The 21,528-nt window shown below is 69.1% G+C and carries 23 protein-coding genes; 12 read left to right on the top strand and 11 right to left on the bottom strand.

Translation table 11 applies throughout. From position 1 onward, the window contains the following. Positions 1–47: 47 nt before the first annotated feature. From ltnD to ABL838_RS30460, 7 genes are read left to right on the top strand one after another with little or no spacing between them, the layout of a single operon-like run. The gene (gene ltnD / locus ABL838_RS30490; RefSeq protein WP_418118449.1) at positions 48–992 is read left to right on the top strand and encodes an L-threonate dehydrogenase; all 945 of its coding nucleotides are present in this window, start codon (positions 48–50) and stop codon (positions 990–992) included. 20 nt (positions 993–1,012) lie between these two features. Continuing rightward, positions 1,013–2,026, top strand: a complete 1,014-nt coding sequence (denD, locus tag ABL838_RS30485; protein WP_418123348.1) for a D-erythronate dehydrogenase — start codon at positions 1,013–1,015, stop codon at positions 2,024–2,026. Between the two features lie 4 nt (positions 2,027–2,030). Continuing rightward, positions 2,031–3,302: a 3-oxo-tetronate kinase gene (otnK, locus tag ABL838_RS30480; RefSeq protein WP_418123346.1), complete on the top strand. Its 1,272-nt coding sequence runs from the start codon at positions 2,031–2,033 to the stop codon at positions 3,300–3,302. A gap of 8 nt (positions 3,303–3,310) precedes the next feature. Then, complete coding sequence (locus tag ABL838_RS30475; RefSeq protein WP_418125932.1) at positions 3,311–3,979, top strand: aldolase; 669 nt, start codon at positions 3,311–3,313, stop codon at positions 3,977–3,979. A 12-nt stretch (positions 3,980–3,991) separates the two neighbouring features. Next, positions 3,992–4,813 (top strand): 2-oxo-tetronate isomerase, encoded by an 822-nt coding sequence (gene otnI, locus ABL838_RS30470; RefSeq protein WP_418123344.1) that lies wholly within the window; start codon positions 3,992–3,994, stop codon positions 4,811–4,813. After that, complete coding sequence (locus ABL838_RS30465; RefSeq protein ID WP_418123342.1) at positions 4,810–6,009, top strand: amidohydrolase family protein; 1,200 nt, start codon at positions 4,810–4,812, stop codon at positions 6,007–6,009. Before otnI ends, ABL838_RS30465 begins: the two co-directional genes overlap by 4 nt. Further along, positions 6,006–6,491: a RidA family protein gene (locus tag ABL838_RS30460; protein ID WP_418123340.1), complete on the top strand. Its 486-nt coding sequence runs from the start codon at positions 6,006–6,008 to the stop codon at positions 6,489–6,491. The genes ABL838_RS30465 and ABL838_RS30460 overlap by 4 nt, the downstream gene beginning before the upstream one ends. Here the strand turns inward: ABL838_RS30460 and ABL838_RS30455 are convergent. From ABL838_RS30455 to ABL838_RS30405, 11 genes are all read right to left on the bottom strand, one after another. After that, positions 6,484–7,149 carry a TetR family transcriptional regulator C-terminal domain-containing protein gene (locus tag ABL838_RS30455; protein ID WP_418123338.1) on the bottom strand — a complete coding sequence of 222 codons (666 nt, stop codon included), beginning with the start codon at positions 7,147–7,149 and terminating at the stop codon, positions 6,484–6,486. The two genes, ABL838_RS30460 and ABL838_RS30455, sit on opposite strands and share 8 nt — an antisense overlap. Then, on the bottom strand, positions 7,146–8,120 hold the full coding sequence (locus ABL838_RS30450; protein ID WP_418123336.1) for a PDR/VanB family oxidoreductase: 975 nt from the start codon (positions 8,118–8,120) through the stop codon (positions 7,146–7,148). The genes ABL838_RS30455 and ABL838_RS30450 overlap by 4 nt, the downstream gene beginning before the upstream one ends. Before the next feature lie 31 nt (positions 8,121–8,151). After that, complete coding sequence (locus ABL838_RS30445; protein ID WP_184639409.1) at positions 8,152–8,742, bottom strand: NAD(P)H-dependent oxidoreductase; 591 nt, start codon at positions 8,740–8,742, stop codon at positions 8,152–8,154. A 155-nt stretch (positions 8,743–8,897) separates the two neighbouring features. Then, positions 8,898–9,926, bottom strand: a complete 1,029-nt coding sequence (locus ABL838_RS30440) for an ABC transporter substrate-binding protein (protein WP_126021091.1) — start codon at positions 9,924–9,926, stop codon at positions 8,898–8,900. Positions 9,927–9,985: 59 nt separating this feature from the next. Continuing rightward, positions 9,986–11,371 carry an FAD-binding oxidoreductase gene (locus ABL838_RS30435; RefSeq protein ID WP_418123333.1) on the bottom strand — a complete coding sequence of 462 codons (1,386 nt, stop codon included), beginning with the start codon at positions 11,369–11,371 and terminating at the stop codon, positions 9,986–9,988. Further along, entirely contained in the window at positions 11,361–12,251 is an 891-nt protein-coding gene (locus tag ABL838_RS30430; RefSeq protein ID WP_418123331.1) for an ABC transporter permease, read from the bottom strand. The genes ABL838_RS30435 and ABL838_RS30430 overlap by 11 nt, the downstream gene beginning before the upstream one ends. Then, a complete protein-coding gene (locus ABL838_RS30425) occupies positions 12,229–13,041 on the bottom strand; it encodes an ABC transporter ATP-binding protein (protein ID WP_418123329.1) in 813 nt (270 codons plus the stop codon). The genes ABL838_RS30430 and ABL838_RS30425 overlap by 23 nt, the downstream gene beginning before the upstream one ends. Then, entirely contained in the window at positions 13,038–13,859 is an 822-nt protein-coding gene (locus tag ABL838_RS30420; protein WP_418123327.1) for a creatininase family protein, read from the bottom strand. The genes ABL838_RS30425 and ABL838_RS30420 overlap by 4 nt, the downstream gene beginning before the upstream one ends. 178 nt (positions 13,860–14,037) lie before the next feature. After that, a complete protein-coding gene (locus ABL838_RS30415; RefSeq protein ID WP_418123325.1) occupies positions 14,038–15,663 on the bottom strand; it encodes an MFS transporter in 1,626 nt (541 codons plus the stop codon). A 29-nt stretch (positions 15,664–15,692) separates the two neighbouring features. Then, positions 15,693–16,463 carry an amino acid ABC transporter permease gene (locus ABL838_RS30410; RefSeq protein WP_418125931.1) on the bottom strand — a complete coding sequence of 257 codons (771 nt, stop codon included), beginning with the start codon at positions 16,461–16,463 and terminating at the stop codon, positions 15,693–15,695. Positions 16,464–16,552: 89 nt separating this feature from the next. After that, positions 16,553–17,317, bottom strand: coding sequence for a basic amino acid ABC transporter substrate-binding protein (locus tag ABL838_RS30405; protein WP_418123324.1), 765 nt, complete (start codon positions 17,315–17,317; stop codon positions 16,553–16,555). A gap of 280 nt (positions 17,318–17,597) precedes the next feature. Between ABL838_RS30405 and ABL838_RS30400 the strand changes: the two genes are divergently transcribed. The 5 genes from ABL838_RS30400 (at position 17,598) to ABL838_RS30380 (ending at position 21,523) form a co-directional block, all read left to right on the top strand. Next, a complete protein-coding gene (locus ABL838_RS30400) occupies positions 17,598–18,248 on the top strand; it encodes a hypothetical protein (protein WP_418123322.1) in 651 nt (216 codons plus the stop codon). Between the two features lie 13 nt (positions 18,249–18,261). Then, positions 18,262–18,804 carry a GTP-binding protein gene (locus tag ABL838_RS30395; RefSeq protein ID WP_184639425.1) on the top strand — a complete coding sequence of 181 codons (543 nt, stop codon included), beginning with the start codon at positions 18,262–18,264 and terminating at the stop codon, positions 18,802–18,804. Continuing rightward, a complete protein-coding gene (locus ABL838_RS30390) occupies positions 18,801–19,184 on the top strand; it encodes a roadblock/LC7 domain-containing protein (RefSeq protein WP_418123320.1) in 384 nt (127 codons plus the stop codon). Before ABL838_RS30395 ends, ABL838_RS30390 begins: the two co-directional genes overlap by 4 nt. Positions 19,185–19,287: 103 nt before the next feature. Next, positions 19,288–19,647, top strand: a complete 360-nt coding sequence (locus ABL838_RS30385; protein ID WP_418123318.1) for a hypothetical protein — start codon at positions 19,288–19,290, stop codon at positions 19,645–19,647. Between the two features lie 190 nt (positions 19,648–19,837). After that, positions 19,838–21,523 carry a M28 family metallopeptidase gene (locus tag ABL838_RS30380; protein WP_418123316.1) on the top strand — a complete coding sequence of 562 codons (1,686 nt, stop codon included), beginning with the start codon at positions 19,838–19,840 and terminating at the stop codon, positions 21,521–21,523. The last annotated feature ends 5 nt before the right edge of the window (positions 21,524–21,528 follow it).

Here is a 21,528-nt window from a genome sequence, read left to right as displayed (position 1 = left end):
CGCGTCGCACCGGGTGCCCGGCCTTGCAACTGAACGGAAGCAACGCAATGAACCAAGAAAAGACCCCTTCCACCATCTCCGCTGCCACTCCCGTCGTCGGCCTCGTGGGCCTGGGCGCCATGGGCGCCGGCATGGCGCAGTCGCTGCGCCGCGCGGGCCATGCGCCGCATGTGTTCGACGTGCGCCGCGAGGCCGCCGAAGCCTTCGCGCGAGAAGGCGGCACGGCCTGCGCCACGCTGGCCGAGCTCGGCGCGCAATGCGACATCGTGGTCAGCGTGGTGGTGAACGCCGCGCAGACCGAGTCGGTGCTGTTCGGCGACGGCACCACGCCCGGCTGCGCCGCGTCGATGAAGCCCGGCAGCGTCTTCGTGATGTGCTCCACCGTCGATCCGAACTGGTCGGTGGCGCTGGAGGCACGCCTGGAGAAGCTGGGCATCCTCTACATCGACGCGCCCATCTCCGGCGGCGCTGCCAAGGCCGCGAGCGGCCAGATGACGATGATGACCGCCGCCAGGCCCGCCGCGTACGAGAAGGCCGGCGCGGTGCTCGACGCCATGGCCGCCAAGGTCTACCGGCTGGGCGACAAGGCGGGCGCGGGCAGCAAGGTGAAGATCATCAACCAGCTGCTGGCCGGCGTGCACATCGCGGTGGCGGCCGAGGCCATGGCGCTGGGCCTGCGCGAGGGCGTCGACCCGGCGGCGCTGTACGAGGTCATCACCCACAGCGCGGGCAACAGCTGGATGTTCGAGAACCGCATGGCGCACGTGCTCGCGGGCGACTACACGCCGCTGTCGGCCGTGGACATCTTCGTGAAGGACCTGGGCCTGGTGCTCGACGTGGCGCGCGCGAGCAAGTTTCCGCTGCCGCTGTCGTCCACCGCGCACCAGATGTTCATGCAGGCCTCGACGGCGGGCTACGCTCGCGAGGACGACAGCGCGGTAATCAAGATCTTCCCCGGCATCGAGGTGCCGGGTCCGAAGAAAGAAGCCTGAAAGAAAGAAGAGACACGCACATGAACATCCTCATCACCGGCGGCTGCGGCTTCCTGGGCGCCCGCCTCGCACGCACTCTGCTCGCGGGCGGCAGCCTCGCGCTGGCCGGATCGGCCGCGCAGCCCGTCTCGCGCATCACCCTGGCCGATCGCGTGCCGCCGCCCGCCGACCTGGCTTCCGACGCGCGCGTGCAGTTCGTGCAGGGCGACCTGCTGGAGCAGCTTTCGAACGGCGCGCTGCCCATCGCCGACACGCAGCTCGTGTTCCACCTCGCCGCCGCCGTGAGCGGCGAGTGCGAGGCCGACTTCGACCTTGGCATGCGCAGCAACCTCGACGCCACGCGCGGCCTGCTCGAAGCCGCGCGCCGCGCGGGCCATGCGCCGGTGTTCGTGTTCTCCAGCTCGGTCGCGGTGTTCGGCGATTCGCCCGAGCAGCGCCTGCCTGCCGTCATCGAAGACACCACGCTGCCGACGCCGCAGAACAGCTACGGCATCCAGAAGTTCATCGGCGAGCAGCTGGTGGCCGACTTCACGCGCAAGGGCTTCGTGCAGGGCCGCAACGTGCGGCTGATGACGGTATCGGTGCGCCCCGGCCGGCCCAACGGCGCGGCCTCCAGCTTTCTGAGCGGCATGCTGCGCGAGCCGCTGGCCGGCGAGCGTGCGCGCTGCCCCGTGTCGCCCGACACGCCCGTCGCGCTGGCCTCGCCCGGCAACACCGTCGCCGGCATCGTGCGCGCGGCCACCGCCAGCGCCGCCGAATGGGGCGCTCGCACGGCGGTCAACCTGCCCGCGCTGACCACCACCGTGCGCGAGATGGCGCAGGCGCTCGAACGCATCGCCGGCAAGGAAGCCACCGGCCTGATCGACTGGGAGCCCGATGCCGCCATCGCGAAGATCGTCACCAGCTGGCCCAGCCGCATCCACGCCGCGCGCGCCGAGGCGCTGGGCCTGAAGGCCGACGCCAGCTTCGACGCGATCCTGCGCGACTACGTGCGCGAGAACGCGCAAGCGGTGAAGCTTGCGCTGAAGGACTGACGCCATGGCAAAGCTCGTGCTCGGCTGCATCGCCGACGACTTCACCGGCGCCACCGACCTCGCCAATAACCTCGTGCGCGCCGGGATGCGCGTGGTGCAGGCCATCGGCGTGCCGGAAGGTCCACTTGATGCTGATGTAGACGCCGTGGTCGTTGCCCTCAAGTCGCGCACCATCGCGCCGGCCGAGGCCATCGCGCAGTCTCTGGCCGCGCTGCGCTGGCTGCAGTCGCAGGGCGCGCAGCAGATCTACTTCAAGTACTGCTCCACCTTCGACAGCACGCCCCAAGGCAACATCGGCCCCGTGACCGAGGCGCTGATGGACGCGATGGCGTGCGACTTCACCATCGCCACGCCCGCCTTCCCCGACAACAAGCGCACCGTGTTCAAGGGCTACCTGTTCGCGGGCGACGTGCTGCTCAACGAGAGCGGCATGCAGAACCACCCGCTCACGCCCATGACCGACCCGAACCTCGTGCGCGTGCTGCAGGCGCAGTGCACGCGCAAGGTGGGGCTGGTCGACTACGCGGTGGTGGCGCGCGGCGCCGCCGCCATCGGGGAGCGCATCGCGCAGCTCAAGGCCGAGGGCGTTTCCATCGCCATCGTCGACGCGGTGTCGAACGACGACCTGCTGCGCATGGGCCCGGCGCTCGCGAAGATGCCGCTGGTGACGGCCGGCTCGGGCGTGGCCATCGGCCTGCCTGCCAACTTCGGCCTCGCGCCCTCGTCGCAGGCGAGCGCGCTGCCCAAGGCGGGCGGCAAGTCGGCGGTGGTCTCGGGCAGCTGCTCGCTCGCCACCAACCGGCAGGTGCTCGACTTCATCCAGCGCGGCGGCGCGGCGCTGGCCATCGATCCGCTGCGCATCGCGGCGGGCGTGGATGTTGCGGCCGAGGCATTGGCGTGGGCCACGCCGCTCATCGACAAGGGCCCGGTGCTCGTCTACTCCACCGCCGAGGCCGGCTCCGTGAAGTCGGTGCAGGGCCGGCTCGGCGTGGAAGAGGCCGGCGCGATGGTCGAGCGCACCATCGCCGCCATCGCGCGCGGACTGGTCGAGAGGGGCGTGCACCGGCTGGTGGTGGCCGGCGGCGAGACTTCGGGTGCCTGCGTGCAGGCGCTGGGCATCGCGCAGATGCAGATCGGCCCGCAGATCGACCCCGGCGTGCCGTGGTGCCATGCGCGCTCCGAAGCCGCACCCGAGGCCGGCCTGCACATCGCGCTGAAGTCCGGCAACTTCGGCAGCGACGATTTCTTCACCAAGGCATTTACAGTGCTCGGATGACCGAGAGCATGAACGAGAACGAAGCCCGCGAGGAAATCTGCCGCGTCGGCCGCAGCCTGTTCGAGCGCGGCTACGTGCATGCCACGGCCGGCAACATCAGCGTGCGGCTGGACGACGGCGGCTTCCTCATCACGCCCACCGATGCCTGCCTCGGCTTCCTCGACCCTGCGCGGCTCGCACGGCTCGACGCGCAGGGCCGCCAGACCGGCGGCGACCGCGCCAGCAAGACCATCGCGCTGCACACGCGCATCTATGCCGCCGCGCGCAGCTTCGATGCGAACACCGCCTGCGTGATCCACACCCACAGCACGCACTGCGTGGCGCTCACGCTGCAGTCGCCCGGCGACGAACTGCTGCCCGCGCTCACGCCCTATTTCGTGATGAAGGTGGGCCATGTGCCGGTCATCCCGTATCACCGCCCGGGCGCGCCCGAAGCAGCCGAACAGGTGGCCCAGGCCATCGAGCGCTTCGGCGCGGCCGGCACGCCGATCCGCGCCGTGATGCTCACGCGCCTGGGCCCCAACGTGTGGCACGACACACCGGGCGCCGCCATGGCCGTGCTCGAGGAACTCGAGGAAACCGCCAGGCTCCAGCAGCTCGCGCAGGCCGCAAGGCCCGAGCCGCTGGATGCCCGACAGATCGATGAACTGCGCCGCACTTTCGGCGCGCGCTGGTAGTAAAAACACCCCATGCCCCAATTCGCAGCCAACCTCTCGATGCTCTACCCGGAGCTCGCCTTCCTCGACCGCTTCGACGCCGCCGCGGAGGACGGCTTCAAGGCCGTGGAGTACCTCTTCCCCTACGACTTCGCCAAGGAAGAAATCGTCGCCCGGCTGAAGCACAACGGCCTGCAGCAGGTGCTGTTCAACGGGCCGCCGGGCGACTGGAACGGCGGCGAGCGCGGCCTGGCCTGCCTGCCGGGGCGCGAGGCCGAGTTCCGCGAAGGCATCGCCAAGGCCATCGACTACGCAGTGGCGCTTGACTGCCCGCGCATCCACGTCATGGCAGGCCTCGTGCCCGCAGGCCAACAGCGCGACGCGCTGCAGCCGGTGTACGTCGACAACCTGCGCTGGGCCGCGGCCGAGGCCGCCAAGGCGGGCCGCGACGTGCTCATCGAGCCAATCAACACGCGCGACATCCCGGGCTTCTTCATCAACCGGCAGGACCATGCGCACGAGATCGTCGAGACCGTGGGCGCGCCCAACCTCAAGGTGCAGATGGACCTGTACCACTGCCAGATCGTCGAGGGCGACGTGGCGATGAAGATCCGCAAGTACCTGCCGACCGGTCGCGTCGGCCACATCCAGATCGCCGGCGTGCCCGACCGCAACGAGCCCGACATCGGCGAGCAGAACTACCCGTACCTCTTCGACGTGCTCGACGAGGTGTCGGCGCAGTGCGGCTGGCAGGGCTGGGTCGGCTGCGAGTACCGGCCGAAGCGCGGCACGGAGCCCGGCGGCACCTCGGCCGGGCTGGGCTGGCTGCGCGAGTGGCGGCAGCGGCACGCATGAAGCTCGAAGCGCTGCGCATTCCGGCGCCGCTGCGTGGCTTCGCGGCGGGCGAGGCGCAGCTGTTCGACGTCACCATCGAGGGCGACAAGGTCGCCGCCATCACGGCCGCCGCGCAACAGCAGCAAGCAAAGGGCACGCTGCTGAGCGCGCTGGTCGAGGCGCATGCGCACATCGACAAGAACTACACCGTGCAGGACGTGGGCGCCGCGCAAGGCAACCTGTTCGTCGCCATCGACCGCATGAACCGCCACCGCGAGAGCTGGACCGGCGAGTCGCTGCGCTTGCGCATGGAGCGCGCGCTGCACGACGCCTGGCTGTCGGGCACGCGCGCGCTGCGCACGCACCTCGACTGGGTGCAGCCCGAGCCGCCGGCCGCGCTAACAGTGTTCGAGGCACTGCGCGAAGAGTGGCGCGGGCGCATCGAACTGCAGTTCGTCTCGCTCACGCCGCTGGACCTGTTCGCCGACATCGAGGCGGGCGAGCGCATCGCGCGCGAGGTGAGGCGCGCGGGCGGCGTGCTCGGCGCCTTCGTCTACCGCAACGAGGGCATCGTCCACAAGCTGGGCCGCGTGTTCGACCTCGCGCAGCAGCACGGACTGGCGCTGGACTTCCACGTCGACGAAGGCCTGGACGTCGAGGCCACCGGCCTGCGCAGCATCGCCCAGCTGGTGCGTGCGCGCGACTTCCGGCGCGGCGTGGTTTGCGGCCATGCCTGCTCGCTCTCGGTGCAGGACGACACTGTGGCCGGCGAAACGCTGGCGCTGTGCGCCGGAGCGGGCATCCACATCGTCGCGCTGCCCACCACCAACCTCTACCTGCAGGGCGCCTGGGACCGTACGCCGGTGAGCCGCGGCATTACGCGCATCCACGAGGCGGCGGCACGGGGCTTGCGTGCGAGCCTGGCGACCGACAACGTGCAGGACGCCTTCTATCCCTACGGCAGCTACGACCTGCTGGAGACCTTCGGCCTCGGCGTGCAGGCGGCGCATCTTGCGCCGGCCGACGACTGGCTCGACACCATCACCGTGAGCCCCGCGAAGGCGCTGGGGCTCGCGTGGGACGGACGCATCGCGCCGGGCTGCCCGGCCGACCTGCTGGTGCTGTCGGCCACCGGGGAACATGAACTGATCGGCCCGCGCGGACGGCAACGCACCGTCATCCGCGCCGGCCAGCCACTGGAGAGCGACGAACGATGAGCATGGGCAAGCCGATGGCCAACTACGCGGCCGCCAAGCGCGTGGGCGATTTCGTCTTCATGAGCGGCGTGGTCGCCGTCGACCCGGCCACGCGCCGCGCGGTCGCCGGCTACGACGCCATTCCCGAAGAGGCGCGCACCGCGCTGCAGAGCGTGGGCTATGCCACCGGCCAGATGTCGGTGGACGTGTTCGAGGCGCCCATCGTCGCGCAGAGCTGGTTCGTGCTGGAGCGCATCCGCCAGATCGCGGCCGAGCACGGCGGCACGATGGAAGACGTGGTGAAGCTGGTGCAGTACTTCCGCCACCTGCCGCACTACGCCTTCTACAACCGCGTGCGCGGCCTGTTCTATCCGGGCGAGCCGCCGGTGAGCACGGTGGTGGAGGTGTCGCGCTTCCTGCCGGGCGACGAGGTTCTGGTGGAAGTCGAAGCCACCATGTTCCTGCCCCGGACCTCCTTCTCGTCGTCTTCCTCGTCTACCTGACGCCCGCGCCCTTGAGCAGGAACTCGGTCACCTGCTCGATCAGGTAGCGCCGGTCCTTGTCCTCCCCCTGCTGGGCGGTGTCGCGGAAGTAGGCGGCCTGCGTCGCGTGGTCGGCGTAGAACTGGGTCACGGCCCAGATGTGGAACAGCACCAGCATCGGGTCGGCCTCGTCCATCAGGCCCTGGCTCATCCAGTTGCGGATCACGGCGGCGGCCTGGTCGGTGCGCTGCTTGCTCGTGTCCATCATGCTGTTGAGCACCGGCGCGCCGCGCATCATCTCGGCGGTGAAGATGCGCGAGCGCAGCGGGTGCTCGAACGAGAACATCATCTTGCGCCGGATCAGGTCGCCCAGCACCTTGCGCGGGCCGAAGGCCTCGTCGCTGAAGCCGAACACCACGATCCAGTCGTTGAGGATGTCCTGCAGCACCTGGCGGTACAGCGCCTCCTTGCTGTCGATGTAGTAGTGCAGCTGCGCCTTCGAGAGTCCCGCCTTGTCGGCGATGGCCTGGGTCGACGCGCCGGCCAGCCCCTCGCTCGCGAACACCTCGATGGCGGCCTGGTTGATGAGGCCGAGCACCTGCGTGTACTTGCGCGAGCGGCCGCGCGTAGCGGGGGCTTCGCCGTCGCTCTCTTCGGTAATCGCGGCGCGTGCGTTCACAGCTGCAGTTCCAGTTCCAGCCCCTTGGCGCGCGAGCAGCACAGCGCCACCTTGTGGCGGCGCTCGCTGCCCGTGAGGCAGAAGTCGCGGTGCTCGGCGCCCTCGCCATTGCCTTCGACCACGCAGGTGCCGCACAGGCCCTGCTGGCACGACACCGGAATGTCGATGCCGACCTCGTGCAGCGCGTCGACGGCGGTCTGGTCGGCCGCCACCGGCACCGTGATGCCGCGCCTGGCGAGCTTCAGCGTGAAGGGCAGGCCGGCGGCCGCGCCCGCGCCCGCGTCGGTGGGCGCGGCGAAGTATTCGGCGTGCAGCGCGTCCTCGGGCCAGTGCGCGGCGGCGTCGCGCACCGCCTGCATGAAGCCGCCGGGGCCGCACACGTACAGGTGCGTGCCGGGAGCGCGCTCGGCCAGCAGCGAGCGCAGGTCGATGCGCTGCGAAGAGGCATCGCCCTGGTCCAGGTGCAGCCGCAGGTGCGGCGCCAGCGCCGGGGCGCGCAGTGCATCGGCGAAGGCCAGGTGCTCCTCGCTGCGCGCGAACACGCACAGCGTGAAGGCCGCGCCGCGCGCAGCGAGGGCCTGCGCCATCGCCAGCAGCGGCGTCATGCCGATGCCGCCGGCCAGCAGCAGGTGGTGCGTGGCCTCCTCGCGCAGCGGGAAGGTGTTGCGCGGCGCGCTGATCGGCAGCAGGTCGCCCTCGCGCACGCGCTCGTGCATCGACGCCGAGCCGCCGCGGCTCGCGAGCTCGCGCTTCACGCCGATCACGTAGCGCCCCGCGCTGGCGGCCGATGGCGCGCGCGCCAGCGAGTACTGGCGCGAGAAGCCACCGGGCATGTGCACGTCGATGTGCGCGCCGGCCTCGTAGGAAGGCAGCGGCCGGCCCCACGGGTGGGCCAGTTCGAAGGCCAGGATTTCGGGCGTCTGGCGCGAGATGCGTTCGACGCGGACGGTGAGCGTGCGTTCGAGGCTCATGGATGTGTCTCCCTGCGGTCGTTTCTGCCGCCTAGATGCTGCCCAGCTTGCGCGAGACGCGTTCGATGAAATGGGTGCGGTCGCTCGCGGTGACGGCGTTCATGTCGTGCAGCTGCAGCCACGTCACCTTGCAGCGCCACGCGAACAGCGCGCGCAGCGCCCGCGTGAAGAGCCGCCTGCCCGGGTCGCCGATGACCATCACGAACCAGCGCGGCGAGCCGCCGGTGGTCACCACCGTGAGCCGCCTGATGTGCCGCATGCCCGACTTCGCGAGCTGTCCCTTGCGTTGCGCGGGCAGGAAAGCCACGCCCGGCAGCCACACCCGTTCCAGCCAGCCCTTGAGCATCGACGGCGGCCCGTGGAACCAGGTGGGAAACACGAACACCAGGTGCTCGGCCCACAGCAGCGCTTCGACGTGGGGTTTCACACGCTCGCGTATCAGGTCGGGGTTGTCGAGGTAGGCGATGCGCTCTTCGCATGTCAGCGTGGGGTCGAAGCCCTCGGCGTACAGGTCGATGGCCTTGACGGGATGTCGCGGCGAGAGCGCCTCGAGGGCGGTGCGGTAGAGCGCGTGGTTGAAGCTGTCAGGGTTCGGATGGCAATGGACGACGAGCGTTTTCATGGTTGAGGGCCGGTTCGCCCGGCGGTTGTTGGCCGCCGGCGAGACGGGGTCAGAGCCCAGGGGGTGAAAGGCCGCGCGGTGCCTTATGGCAACCCAGGCGCCGGCATCTGACCCCGGCGCAAGCCCCGCGCGACCCGCGGGAAAAACCGGTGTGCCTACTTGCCCGTGAGCTTCTTGCGCACGTCGATGCCGACGCCCTTGTTCACGAACTGCGTGGTGACCACCTTCGACAGGTCGACCTCGCCGGGCTTGTACAGGCCGGCCTTGACCATCTTGTCGTAGAAGTCCTTCACGCGGGCCTCGTCCATCGCGCCGATGCCCTTGGTGAGCGACTCGCCGCTGTCGACGATGCCCATCTTCTTCATCAGCTCGATGGAGCCCTGCGAGGAGGCCACGGGCGAGTCGGGGTTGATCCTGGCGATCATCTCGTTGGCGGCCTTGTTGTCGCCGTAGAGGTAGTTGTTCCAGCCGATGATCGATGCCTCGATGAACTTGCGCACCGTCTCGGGCTTGGTCTTCACCAGGTCGGCGCGCGTCTCGATGGTGGTGGAGTAGGTCGAGAAGCCGTTGTCGGCCAGCAGCTGCACCACCGGGTCGAAGCCGGCCTGGGCCTTGATCGACAGCGGCTCCGAGATGGCGTAGCCCTGTTGAATGGACTTCTTGTCGGCCAGGAAGGGGCCCACGTTGAAGGTGTAGGGCTTGAGCTGCGAGTCCTTGAAGCCGTGCTCCGACTTCATCCACTGCCAGAAGCTGAACTGGCCGTCCTTGCCGATGAAGGCCACCGGCGCCTTGGTCATGTCCTTGAAGGTGTCGAAGCCCTGGCCGGGGTGCGCGAACATGGCCTGCGGGTCTTTCTGGAAGAAGGCCGCAACCACCACGGTGGGCACGCCGTTCTTCACGTTGTCGAAGGACTGCAGCAGGTTGCCGGTCATCAGGAAGTCGACCTTGCCGGCCGGCAGCATCGGCCGGTTGTTGACCATCGGGCCGCCCTGCTGGATGTCGACGTCGAGGCCGTACTTCTTGTAGGTGCCGTCCACCAGCGCCTGGTAGAAGCCGCCGTGGCCGGCCTGCGCCTTCCAGTTGGTGGCGAACACCACTTTTTCCTGCGCCTGCGCGGCGAAGGCGGCGCCCGCGAGGGCGAGGCCGAGAACGAGCGGACGGAGAGCGAAGGCGGGAATGCGCATGGGAACGTGCTCCTGTGGAGGTTTCGTTGAAAAGTACGGGATGCGGAGACTAAGGCTTTTCAGCGCCCGACGGCCATGTCGGCACGCCATCCGCGTGTTTTTCCGGGGTTCATCAGGCCCATGGGGTCGCTGCGCTTCTTGAACTCGATCTGCTGCGTGTCGATGGTCTTCATGCCGCCGTCCTCGATGGTCACGACGTGCGGGTTGAAGATCACGCAGCCGCCCTGCGACTCGATCTCGCGGATCACCTCGTACTGGTGCGCCTCGCCCTTCCAGCGCACCAGCAGGATGCCGAAGGTGCCGCACTCGCCGTTGGCGCGCGCGAAGTCCTGGTGCTGCAGCACGTCGTCGCCGAAGATCTTCAGGTGCCTCTCGACCACGGCCGGATCGAAAGGCTGCGCGTAGGCCACCTGCAGGTAGGTCCAGCCGCGGTCGGCCTTCAGCGCCTGCAGCGTGGTGTGGTTGAAGGCGCACTCGTAGGCCGGCGGCAGCCCTTCGGCGAGCAGCTCGGCCTCGGTGCCAGCGACCGAGATGGTGCCGCCTTGCGCTGCGGCGAGCGCTCGGAAGTCGGCCATCGATTCGGGCGAGACCATCGCGAACACCGCGTGCCGGTCGGCCGGGAAGCGGTCGCGCATGGCGGTGTAGTAGGGCGAGAAACGCGCCTCCACCGTCGAGAGCAGGAAGATGTCGAGCGAGGGCGCCTGCGCGGCGATGCCGAAGTCGAGCGCGCCGCGGTAGGTGTCGAACAGCACCGTGCAGTGCACCCAGTCGACGGCCGGGCTCAGCGCCACTTCCACGTCGAGGATCACGCCGTTGGTGCCGTAGGCATGGTGCACCTGCTGGATCTCGTCGCCGTGCAGCTCGATGACGCGCGGCTCGCGCTCCACCGTCATCACGCGCGCGCGCAGCAGGTTGCCGGGGTCGCGCAGGATGCCGTGGCGGAACGAGCCGATGCCGCCGAAGCCGCCCGCGATGAAGCCGCCGATGGAGGCCACATGCCAGGTCGAGGGCCACATGCGCAGCGCCTGCCCGGTCTCGCGCGCGGCGAGGTCGATGTCGTGCATGCGCGCGCCGGCCTCCACGCGGATGCTGCCGGACTGGATGTCGAGCACGCGGCACATCTGCGTCACGTCGAGCACGATGCCGCCTTCCAGCGGCACGCACTGGCCGTAGTTGCCGGTGCCGCCCGCGCGCACGGTGAGCGGCAGCTTCCACTTCGCGGCCACGGCCGCGGCCTGGCGCACGTCGTCCTCGGTGCCGACCTTCACCACCAGGTCGGCCACGCAGCCCGCGAGCTGCGCGGTGAGGATGGGGCTGTACCAGTAGAAGTCCTTCGACAGCTGCTTGCGCTGGCCCGGCGCGGTGATCACATTGAGGCCGTGCAGGTCCTCGCGCACGGCGTCCCAGTCGACTGCCGGCGCAGGGGTGGGCGTCCTAGCGTTCACGGCGCATCTCGCTTTCGTGCCAGTGGCCCAACACCAGGCGCGACAGTGCCGCGAACACGATGAAGATCACGATGCCCAGCAGGGACACCAGCAACAGCGCCGCGAACATCATCGGGATCTCGGTGCGGAAGCTCGATTCGAGGATGCGCGAGGCCAGCCCCGTCTCCTTGCCCGCCGTGCCGGCGGTGAACTCGGCCACCACCGCGCCGATCAGGCTCAGCCCGCCCGCGATCTTCAGGCCCGCCATGAAGTAGGGCAGCGCGCTCGGCGCGAGCAGGTAGCGGAAGGTCTGCCAGGGCGAGGCCTTGTAGAGCTGGAACAGGTCGCGCAGGTTGCTGTCGGCGCTCTTCAGGCCGATGACCGTGTTCGACAAAATCGGGAAGAAGGCCACGATCCATGCGCAAAGCAGCAGCGCGGCCGTGGTGCTCGACACGTAGATCAGGATCAGCGGCGCGATCGCAATGATCGGCGTCACCTGCAGGATCACCGCGATGGGGAACAGGCCGATCTCCACCCACTTGAACAGCGCGAAGGCAATGGCCAGCAGCACGCCGCCCACGATGGCCGCGAGCAGCGCCAGCAGCGTGAGCTTGACGGTGAACCACAGCGCGCTGGAGAGCGACTCCCAGTTGTCGAACAGCGTGCGGATGATGAGCGAGGGCGCGGGCAGGATGTAGTGCGGGATGTTGTTGGCGCGAACCGTCCATTCCCACGCCAGCAGCAGCAGCGCGACGATGGCCGCGGGCACCACGATGCGCAGCATCGACTCGCGCCGGCGCAGCCGGTCCTCGTGCGCGCGCAGCGCGGCCTCGGAAGGCGCGGCGTCCGCTTCGGAAGCGGGCACGGCGACGGCGGGCTCAGTGATCGATGTCGACGCCATGCAGGGCTCCATGCAGGGATTGCGACACGGCGGTGCAGTGCGCGTTGTAACGGGTCGAGGTGCGGAAGTTTTCGCCGCGCGGATAGGGCTCGTCGATGCGGATCTCGTCGATCACGCGCCCGGGCCGCGCGGCCATCACCACGATGCGGTTCGACAGGTACACCGACTCGTACACGCTGTGCGTGACGAACACCACCGAGAAGCGGTGCTCGCGCCAGATGGCCAGCAGGTCGTTGTTGAGCTTGATGCGCGTCATCTCGTCGAGCGCGGCGAAGGGCTCGTCCATCAGCAGGAGGCGCGGGTGCGTGACCAGCGCGCGCGCGATCGACACGCGCATCTTCATGCCGCCCGAAAGTTCGCGCGGATACACGTCGGCGAAGCGCGAGAGGCCGACCATCTCCAGCGCCTGCTTCACCACCGGCGCGGCGGCGTCTCGGCTGGTGCCGGCCAGCTTCAGCGGCAGCCAGACGTTGTCGAACACCTTGGCCCAGGGCATGAGCGTGGGCTCCTGGAACACGAAGCCCAGGTCGCGGTCGGTCTTGCCGTTCTTGGTGCCGGCGGCGGCACCGCTCCAGTGCATGTCGCCCGAGCTCAGGCGCGTGAGCCCCGCGATGAGGCGCAGCGCGGTGCTCTTGCCGCAGCCCGAGGGGCCGAGGAAGCTGATGAAGTCGTGCTCGCCGATGTCCAGCGACATGCCCTGCAGCGCGAGCGTGCCGTTGGCGAAACGCTTGCTGACGTTGCGCAGGCCGACCAGCGGCGTGCCGGCGGCGGTGGTGGCGTCGGCGCTCATTTCCAGGCGGGCTGGTTGGCCAGGCGCGAGAGCGGGAAGCGGTCGACCTCCTGCAGCAGCCCGACGAAGCGTCGGCCCACGTGGTCGAGCACGGCGGCGCCCTTCTCTGCAGTGGCGCGCGTGGCGTCGCCGGCGGCGCCCGCGGGGTTGATGTCGTGCATCTGCCAGCCGAGCTTGCCGCTGGGCGTGATCGAGAGGAACTTGTTCTCCTCGGCCAGCTGCTCGGTCATGGAACTGAAGTTGCGGAACTGGTCCTTGCGCACGTAGTCAGGCGTGAGGTGCAGCATCACCGAGCTTTCGAGGTCGCCGGCGTGGATGCCGTGCCTGCCTTCATGCGCCGTGAACAGGCCCTCGGGCAGGCCCAGCGTGTACCAGTTGGCGGCCACGACCATCATGTCGTGCTCCTCGCGCAGGTCGCGCGCGACGATGTCCATCACGCTCATCTGGCCGCCGTGGCTGTTGTAGAGCACCAGCTTGCGCACGCCGGCCTTCGCGACACAGGCGCCGATGTCCTTCCACATCGAGATCAGCGTGTTCGCCGACACCGTGAGCGTGCCGGGGTAGCGCGAATGCTCGTTGCTCTTGCCGTAGGGCACGGTGGGCAGGAACAGCACCGGCAGGTCGGCGGGCAGGTGCGGCAGCGTGGCGCGCACCATGCCGTCGATGGTGGCGGTGTCGGTCGACATCGGCAGATGCGGACCGTGCTGCTCGGTGGCGCCCACCGGCAGCACGGCGATGAGCCGTTCGCGGTCGAGGCGGGAGAACTCTTCGCTGGTCAGGTCGGACCAGAAGCGGCTGCGCAGGGGCGGCGGATTCATCGTGGGTGTACCTCGTGCCGCCGGGCGTGGCGGTGGCTTAAATTATCCATACGGTCAAAAAAGAAGGGCTATCCGTGGATACCCGGCAAATTTCGCCATGCAAGCGTCGTGCCATCAAATTTGCCCATATGGTATGAAATAGCCGTCCGCACGGCCCCGCCCACGCCGCGGTGCCGGGTCAGCGCCGCACGATGTAGCGCGTGACGACCGGCCCCGACTCGCCGATGTGGAAGGCGAGCCTGCGTTCGCGCAGCGCCATGTCGCTGGCCGTCGCACGGTTGAAGCGGCGCAGGTGGTCGGTCCACGACTCGTCGACGATCTGCTCCACGTAGCGCTCGGGCTGCGCGATGTCGTGCAGCAGCTCCCAGCCGATGGCGCCCTGGCTCAGGCGCGCGCGGCGCGTCTGCTGCATCACGAGGTGGAAGGCGGCGGCGCGCGCCGGATCGATCAGGTACTCGACGGTGATCACCACGCGGCCGCTTTCCTCGGGCGCTTCCGCGGGCGGACCGACGGCCCAGCCGGCCTGCGCGGGGCTGGTGTCGTCCTCGCCGCTCAGGTCGGTCACCCAGCGCAGCGCCGCGAGCATCAGCAGCGTGCCGCTCGCGGCCGCCACGCACAGGCTCACGACCAGCGAGCTGACGGTGGCCACCTGCCCCCAGATGGCCGCGCCGATCGCGCTCGCGCCCATGATCGCCATCTGGTACATCGACATGCCGCGCGCGCGCACCCAGTCGGGCAGCGCGAGCTGGGCCGATACCGACAGCGAGTTGGCCACCGTGATCCACGCCATGCCGCCGAAGAACATCGCCGGCACCGCGACCCATGCGTTGGGCGCGAAGGCCATCACAGCCGTGGCGCCCGACTGCAGCAGCGTGCCGCGCAGCACCAGCTGGTCGCGTCCCATCGCCTGGCGCAGCCGGGGCAAAAACAGCACCGCGACGATCGCGCCCGCGCCCATGGCCGCCAGCAGCAGCGTGAAGGTGCCCGCGCCGCCGCCCTGGAGGTTGCGCGCCAGCAGAGGCAGCAGCGCCAGCAGCGCGGTCGAGTGGAAGAAGAAGATCGAGATGCGCGTGAGCACCGCGCGCATGCGCTGCGACTGCCGCACGAACTGCACGCCCACGCGCATCGCGCTGACGAGCTTCTCGCGGCCCAGCGGGTTGGGCGTGTGCTCGCGCCGCCAGCGCAGCACCACGAAGCCCGAGGCCACAGACAGCACCGCGTTCAGTGCGAACACCCAGATGCTGCCCGCGCTCGCGATCAGCATGCCGGCGGTGAGCGGGCCCACGATGCGCGAAGCGTTCATGGCGATGCCGTTCAGCCCCAGCGCGGCCGGCAGCTGCGTGCGCGGCACCAGCTCGGGCACGATGGCCGCGAACACCGGCCAGCGCAGCGCCAGCCCGATGCCGTTGGCGAAAGTCAGCGCCAGCAGCAGCGGCGCGGTCATCAGGTCGAGCGCCAGCGCGGCGCACAGCACGATGGCGGTGCCGGCCAGCCAGAACTGCGTGGCCACCAGCCAGCGCCTGCGGTCGAGGATGTCTGCCAGCGCGCCGCTGGGCAGGCCCAGCAGGAACACCGGCAGCGTGGAGGCCGACTGCACCAGCGCCACCCAGATGGGCGAGGACGTGAGCGTGGTCATCATCCACGCTGCCGCCACGTCGTTCATCCACATGCAGATGTTCGCGACGAGCCAGGTGCTCCACAGCATGCGGAACACGGGGAGCTTCAGGGGCACGAGGGCCGCGAACTTCGTCGGCTGCGGCCTCGCGGGCGGGATGGGCGTCTCTTCGGGGGATATGGGCGGCATGTGGCGCTATTTTGGCGCGGCCGCCGTCGTCAGCCCCTGTCGCTTCGGGCCAGGCGGTGCTCGAGGCGGCGCAGCAGGGTGGTGAGGATCAGCGTCATCACCCAGTAGATGACCGAGATCGCGAGGTACGGCTCCCAGTAGCGCGCATACGCGCCGGCCACGGTGCGCGCGGCGTAGGCCAGTTCGGCGAGGCCGATGGCGGAGACCAGCGACGTGTCCTTCAGCAGCGCGATCGCGTTGTTGCCCAGCGGCGGCAGCATGCGGCGGAAGGCCTGCGGCAGCACCACGTAGCGCATCACCTGCGCGGGCGAGAAGCCCAGCGAGCGGCCCGCGTCGAACTGGCCGCGCGAGATCGACTGGATGCCAGCGCGGAACACTTCGGAGATGTAGGCCGCCGAGTTGAGCGTGAGCGCCACCACGCCCGAGATGAGCGCGCCGTGCTCCTGCTTGAGCGTGCGCGCGAGCTCGCCGTCGATCAGCAGGCCTGAGGTCGGGTGGATGAACACCGGCATCACCGCGAAGTGGATCAGGAGGATCTGAACGAACAGCGGCGTGCCCCGGAAGAAGCTCACGTACACCGTGGCGGGCCAGCGCAGGAAGAAGCGCGCCACCCAGGTCCACGGCGCATGGCGCGGATGCGCGAGCCGCGCAAGCGCGAGGCACAGCCCCCAGCTCGCGCCCAGCAGCACGCAGACCACCGTCATGCGCAGCGTCATCCATGCGCCCTGCCAGAACAGGTCCTTGTATTCGACCAGGATGTCCCAGCGGAACCATCCGAACAGCAGCACCGGTTGTTCCATGCTCAAGTCCTCAAACTCTCTCGATCAATCAACTGAAAACGAAACGGCCGCGTGGGGGCGCGGCCGTGTTCGGAAAAATGCCGTGCGGCTCAGCGCACGTTCGGGTCCTTGTTGAACCACTTCTTGTAGATCGTCACGTAGCTGCCATCGGCGCGGATGGCGGCGAGGCCGGCAGTGAGCTTGTCGAGCAGAGGCTTGTCGCCCTTCTTCACGACGATGCCGAAGCCTTCTTCGGGGAAGGACTTGTCGTCCAGCGTCTTCAGGTCGGGGTTCTGCGCCACGCGGTAGGCGATCACGCCGTTGTCGCCCATGGCTGCGTCGACGCCGCCGCCGGCCAGCTCGGAAATGATGAGCGGCGTGCTTTCGAAGCGGCGGATGTCGGGGCTGGTCTTGCCGAACTCGCGCGAGGCGATGTCGTCGGCGGTGGAGGCGCTGACCACGGCGATCTTCTTGCCGGCCAGGTCCTTCAGCGAGGCGACCTTGCTGTTCTTCGGCAGCGCGATCAGCTGGCGGGCCGCGAAGTACGGCGGCGTGAAATCGTAGCTCTGTTTACGCTTCTCGTTGATGGTCACGCCCGAGATCACGAGGTCGACGTCGCCGTTGTTCAGCGCGCCGAAGATGCCGGTGAAGGGCGTGTTGACGATCTTGATCTTCAGGCCCTGCTGCTTGGCGATGGCGTTGATGATGTCGATGTCGAAGCCGACGATCTGCTTGTCCTTGTTCTCGAAGGCGAAGGGCGCGTAGGTGGCGCTGGAGGCCACGATCAGCTCGCGGTTCTGGGCCTGGGTGCCCAGCGAGAAGGCCGCGCTGGCGGAAAGAAGAACTAGCGACAGGGCGCGCCGGATGCGGTTCATGGGGTATCTCCGGGGAAATGAGGCTTTGGGGAGGCTTTGGGCGGCTATGGCCATCCAAAAGGGCAAAGGTGCGGGATTTTAGGCCCCCGGCCGCGGGGCCCCTGGCGCGTTCCGGCTCGCACGGGTGTGGCGCCGACGCCTTTGCTGGTAACAAATGCTGTGGATTTCTTCTCGATGCTTGCCCCAATTTCGGGCATCGGCCCGTTTTTGAATACTCCAATAGTTAACAACACCAACAATGGCGAAGCTTTGAAAACAAGTAATCAGGGAAGAAGAAGGTATGTCTCTCGTACTGGGCGTCATGGGGCTCCCTCAGGTTGAGGTCGAGCTCCTGAGAATCATCGTCCGCCTCAGCTCCAATCTCCGTTCGCGCTGGACCGTCAGCGAATCGCGATCCTGCGATCTGCTGCTGATGGACGGCGATTTCCCCGCCTCCGAATGGCAGGCGCTCAGGGCGCGCTTCGTGGTGCCCATGGTGACCCGCGGCGACGCCGCCGCCAGGAGCGCGAGCCGCGCGCTCGCGCGGCCCATCTATGCCGAAGAGCTGGTGGAGCTGCTCAACGAGGTGGGTCCGGGCAATGCGCCCGCCGAAGCCGCGCGTGCCGCGGTGCGCACGCCCGGCATGCGTGCCTCGCTGGTGCGCTGGCCTTCGCAGGCGACGCTGCGGCGCCATCCGGCCTTCGTGCGGCTCGCGGCCGCCCTTGCCAGGAGCATGCAATCGGCCGAGAGCCTCAGCGTGCTCGGCCGCGTCGACGTCGAGGTGTGCAGCACCTTTCTCGGCCTGCTCGACGGCGAAGGCGCCCTGGCCTGGGCCGAGCAGGCACCAGCGCCTTCCGCATCTTCCGCGTCCCGTGCGCACGCCGGCGGCGAGGCCGCGCGGCGCAAGCAGGGCCTGCTCTCGCGCATCCGGCAGCGCCTCGGGCTGGCCTGAGCGGAGCGCTGCCATGAGGGACTACAAGCTCGTCTTCACGGGCCCGATGGGCGTGGGCAAGACCACGGCCATCGCCGCCATCAGCGAAACACCGCCGGTCAGCACCGAGGTCGCCAATGCCGACGCCTCGATCGCCAAGGCCACCACCACCGTCGGGCTCGACTTCGGCCAGGTCACGCTGGACAACGGCGACCGGCTGCGCCTGTACGGCACGCCGGGGCAGGCCCGCTTCGACTTCATGTGGAAGATCCTGGTGCGCGACGCGCTGGGCTTCGCCATCCTCATCGACAACAGCCGGCCCGACCCGCTCGCCGACCTCGCTGCCTACCTCGACGGCTTCGCGGGCGCGCTCCAGCAGATGCCCTGCGCGATCGGCGTGAGCCGGCTGCCCAGCCATCCCTTTCCCACGCTCGACGACTACGCGCGCGCCCTGGCGGGGCGTGGCCTGGTGCTGCCGGTGATGGCGACCGATCCGCGCAACAGGGACGACGTGGTCGCGCTGATCGAGACGCTGCTGATGCAGATCGAGGCGCTCGACGAAGAGATCGCGCCATGAGGATTCCCCACGAGATCAAGCTGCGCGCCGCGGCCGAGGTGCTGCGCGTGCTGGAAGACGTGAACGGCATCGCCTCCGTGGTGATCGCCACGCCCGACGGCTTCGAGATCGCCAGCGCCAGCCAGCGTCACTTCGAGCCCGCGCGCATCGCCGCGATGGCGAGTTCGATCTCCGCCATCGGCGCCGTCGTGTCGCAGGAGGCGCGGCTGGGCCGCTGCACCTGCATCACGGTGGCCACCGACAAGGGCTTCGCGCTCGTCAGCCCGGTGCGCAATGGCGAGACCGAACTGGTGGTGAACGTCATCGCCGACGCTAGCGCCGTGCTGGCCCAGGTGATGTATCGGACCGCCGCCTGCGTTCGCGTGCTTGAGGCACCCTGAGCGGCCTGCAGAAAAAACATCAGGCGGGGACGGGTTGCATGCGACGCCCCCGCTTCATCCCTTCATTCGCATGACTTGAACCGATCCACAGGAAAACACTGAAATGGCCTCGATCCAGAACAGCCTCGAAAACCTCCTGACCGCCGACGGCGCCCTGTGCGCAGCCGTGGTCGATTCCGCCAGCGGCATGATGCTCGGCGCCATCGGCACCGGTGTCGATCTCGAAGTGGCGGCCGCGGGCAACACCGAGGTGGTGCGCGCCAAGCTCAAGACGATGCGCGCGCTCGGCCTGAGCGACACCATCGAGGACATCCTGATCACCCTCGGCAAGCAGTACCACCTGCTGCGCCCGATGGCGCAGAAGGAAGGCGTGTTCATCTACTTCGTGCTGGACAAGGCCAAGTCGAACCTCGCGCTGGCCCGCCGCAAGCTGCAGGACGTCGAGAAGGAAATGAGCTTCTGAGCAGGAACGAGTCGCCCGGCCTCGGGCGGATCGCCGGGCCGGCACCCTCACGGGGCCGGCCTTTTTCATTCCATCCGGCTTGTCGCGCGCCGATGGGACAACCAAGGTTCTCGGCGCGGCGCGAAGGACATCGGCGCAAGGGCACGGCCCGCTGGCTAGCATCCGGGGCTTTGCGGTTCAGGAGCCTTGCATGACGACGATCCAGCGGCTTGCTTCCCATCTTCTCTGTGGCATCGGCCTCGCGTCGGGCGCGGCAGTCGCGCTGGCCGCGGCCGACCCTCCGGCGCCGCGCTTCGATCCGCAGCGCCTCTCGCAGATCGTGAAGACGGTCTCGGGCGACGACTTCGAGGGCCGCGCGCCGGCCACGCCGGCGGAAGCGAAGACGGTCGACTACCTCATCGCGCAGTTCAAGGCCGCGGGCCTCGTGCCCGGCGGCGATCTCGAAGGCGGCCGGCGCGGCTGGACGCAGTCGGTGCCGCTGGTGAAGACCGAGTTCCGCGGCACGCCGCAGATCACGCTGCAGGTGGGCACACAGCGCGACGCGCTGGCGCAGGGCGAGCAGATCGCGGTGCGCGCGGCGCTCGACGGCTCGACCGCAGTGTCGATCCAGCAGGCGCCGCTGGTCTTCGTGGGCTACGGCGTGAGCGCGCCCGAGCGGCGCTGGGACGACTACAAGGGCGTGGACCTCAAGGGCAAGATCGCCGTCGTGCTGGTGAACGACCCCGACTTCGAGACCGGCAGCGGCGACTTCGGCGGCAAGGCCATGACCTACTACGGCCGCTGGACCTACAAGTTCGAGGAGGCCGCGCGCCGTGGCGCTCTCGGCGTGCTGATCGTCCACGAGACCGCGCCGGCCGCCTACGGCTGGGCCACGGTCAAGAACTCCAACACCGCGACCATGCTCGACATCGAGCGCGAGCAGCCTGCTGCGGTGCATCCGAAGCTGGAGGGCTGGATACAGCGCGACGTGGCGGTCGAGCTGCTGCGCCGCGCGGGGCTGGACTTCGAGGCGCAGAAGAAGCTGGCGCAGACGCGCGAGTTCCAGCCGCAGCTGCTCAAGGACGCGAGCCTGTCGGCCGAGTACGCGATCGATCGGCAGGTGATCGTCTCGAAGAACGTGGTGGGCCGGGTCGAGGGCCGCAAGCACGCGGACGAGACGGTGATCTACAGCGCCCACTGGGACCACCTCGGCGTGGGCGCGCCCGACGCGAAGGGCGACCGCATCTACAACGGCGCCGTCGACAACGGCACCGGCCTGGCCGCGCTCATCGAGATGGGCCGTGCCTTCGCGAACGCGCGCCACAAGCCCGAGCGCTCGGTCGTCTTCCTCGCGGTGACGGCCGAGGAGCGCGGCCTGCTCGGCTCGGAGTTCTACGGCGCGAAGCCGCTCTACCCGCTCGGGAAGACGGTGGCCGTCATCAACATGGACGCGCTCAGCCCCGAAGGCCCGGCGCGCAACTTCAGCACCTCGGGCAGCGCGGTTTCGCAGCTGCAGGACCTGCTGGTCGAGCAGGCCCGCGGCTTCGGTCTGGCCTACGCGCCCGATCCGCATCCGGAGGCCGGCTACTTCTTCCGCTCCGACCATTTCTCCTTTGCCAAGCGCGGCGTGCCCGCGCTGTCCTTCGCCTCGGGCAACGACCTCGTGGACGGCGGCCTCGCGGCCGGCGAGGCGGCCAGCAAGGCCTACACCGCCGAGCGCTACCACCAGCCGGCCGACGAGTGGCGCGCGGACTGGTCCTTCACCGGCATGGCGCACGACCTGCCACTGCTCTACCGCGTGGGCGAGACGCTGGCGAACAGCCGGCGCTGGCCGGAGTGGGGGCAGTCTTCGGAATTCCGCGCGGTGCGCGAGGCGAGCAGGGCCGAGCGGCGCTGATCCGT

This window comes from Variovorax sp. 160MFSha2.1, from assembly GCF_048305075.1.
Classification (GTDB): Bacteria; Pseudomonadota; Gammaproteobacteria; order Burkholderiales; family Burkholderiaceae_C; genus Variovorax; species Variovorax guangxiensis.
Note: the sequence above shows the minus strand (reverse complement) of the source record. Positions and strands in the feature narration are given on the sequence as shown.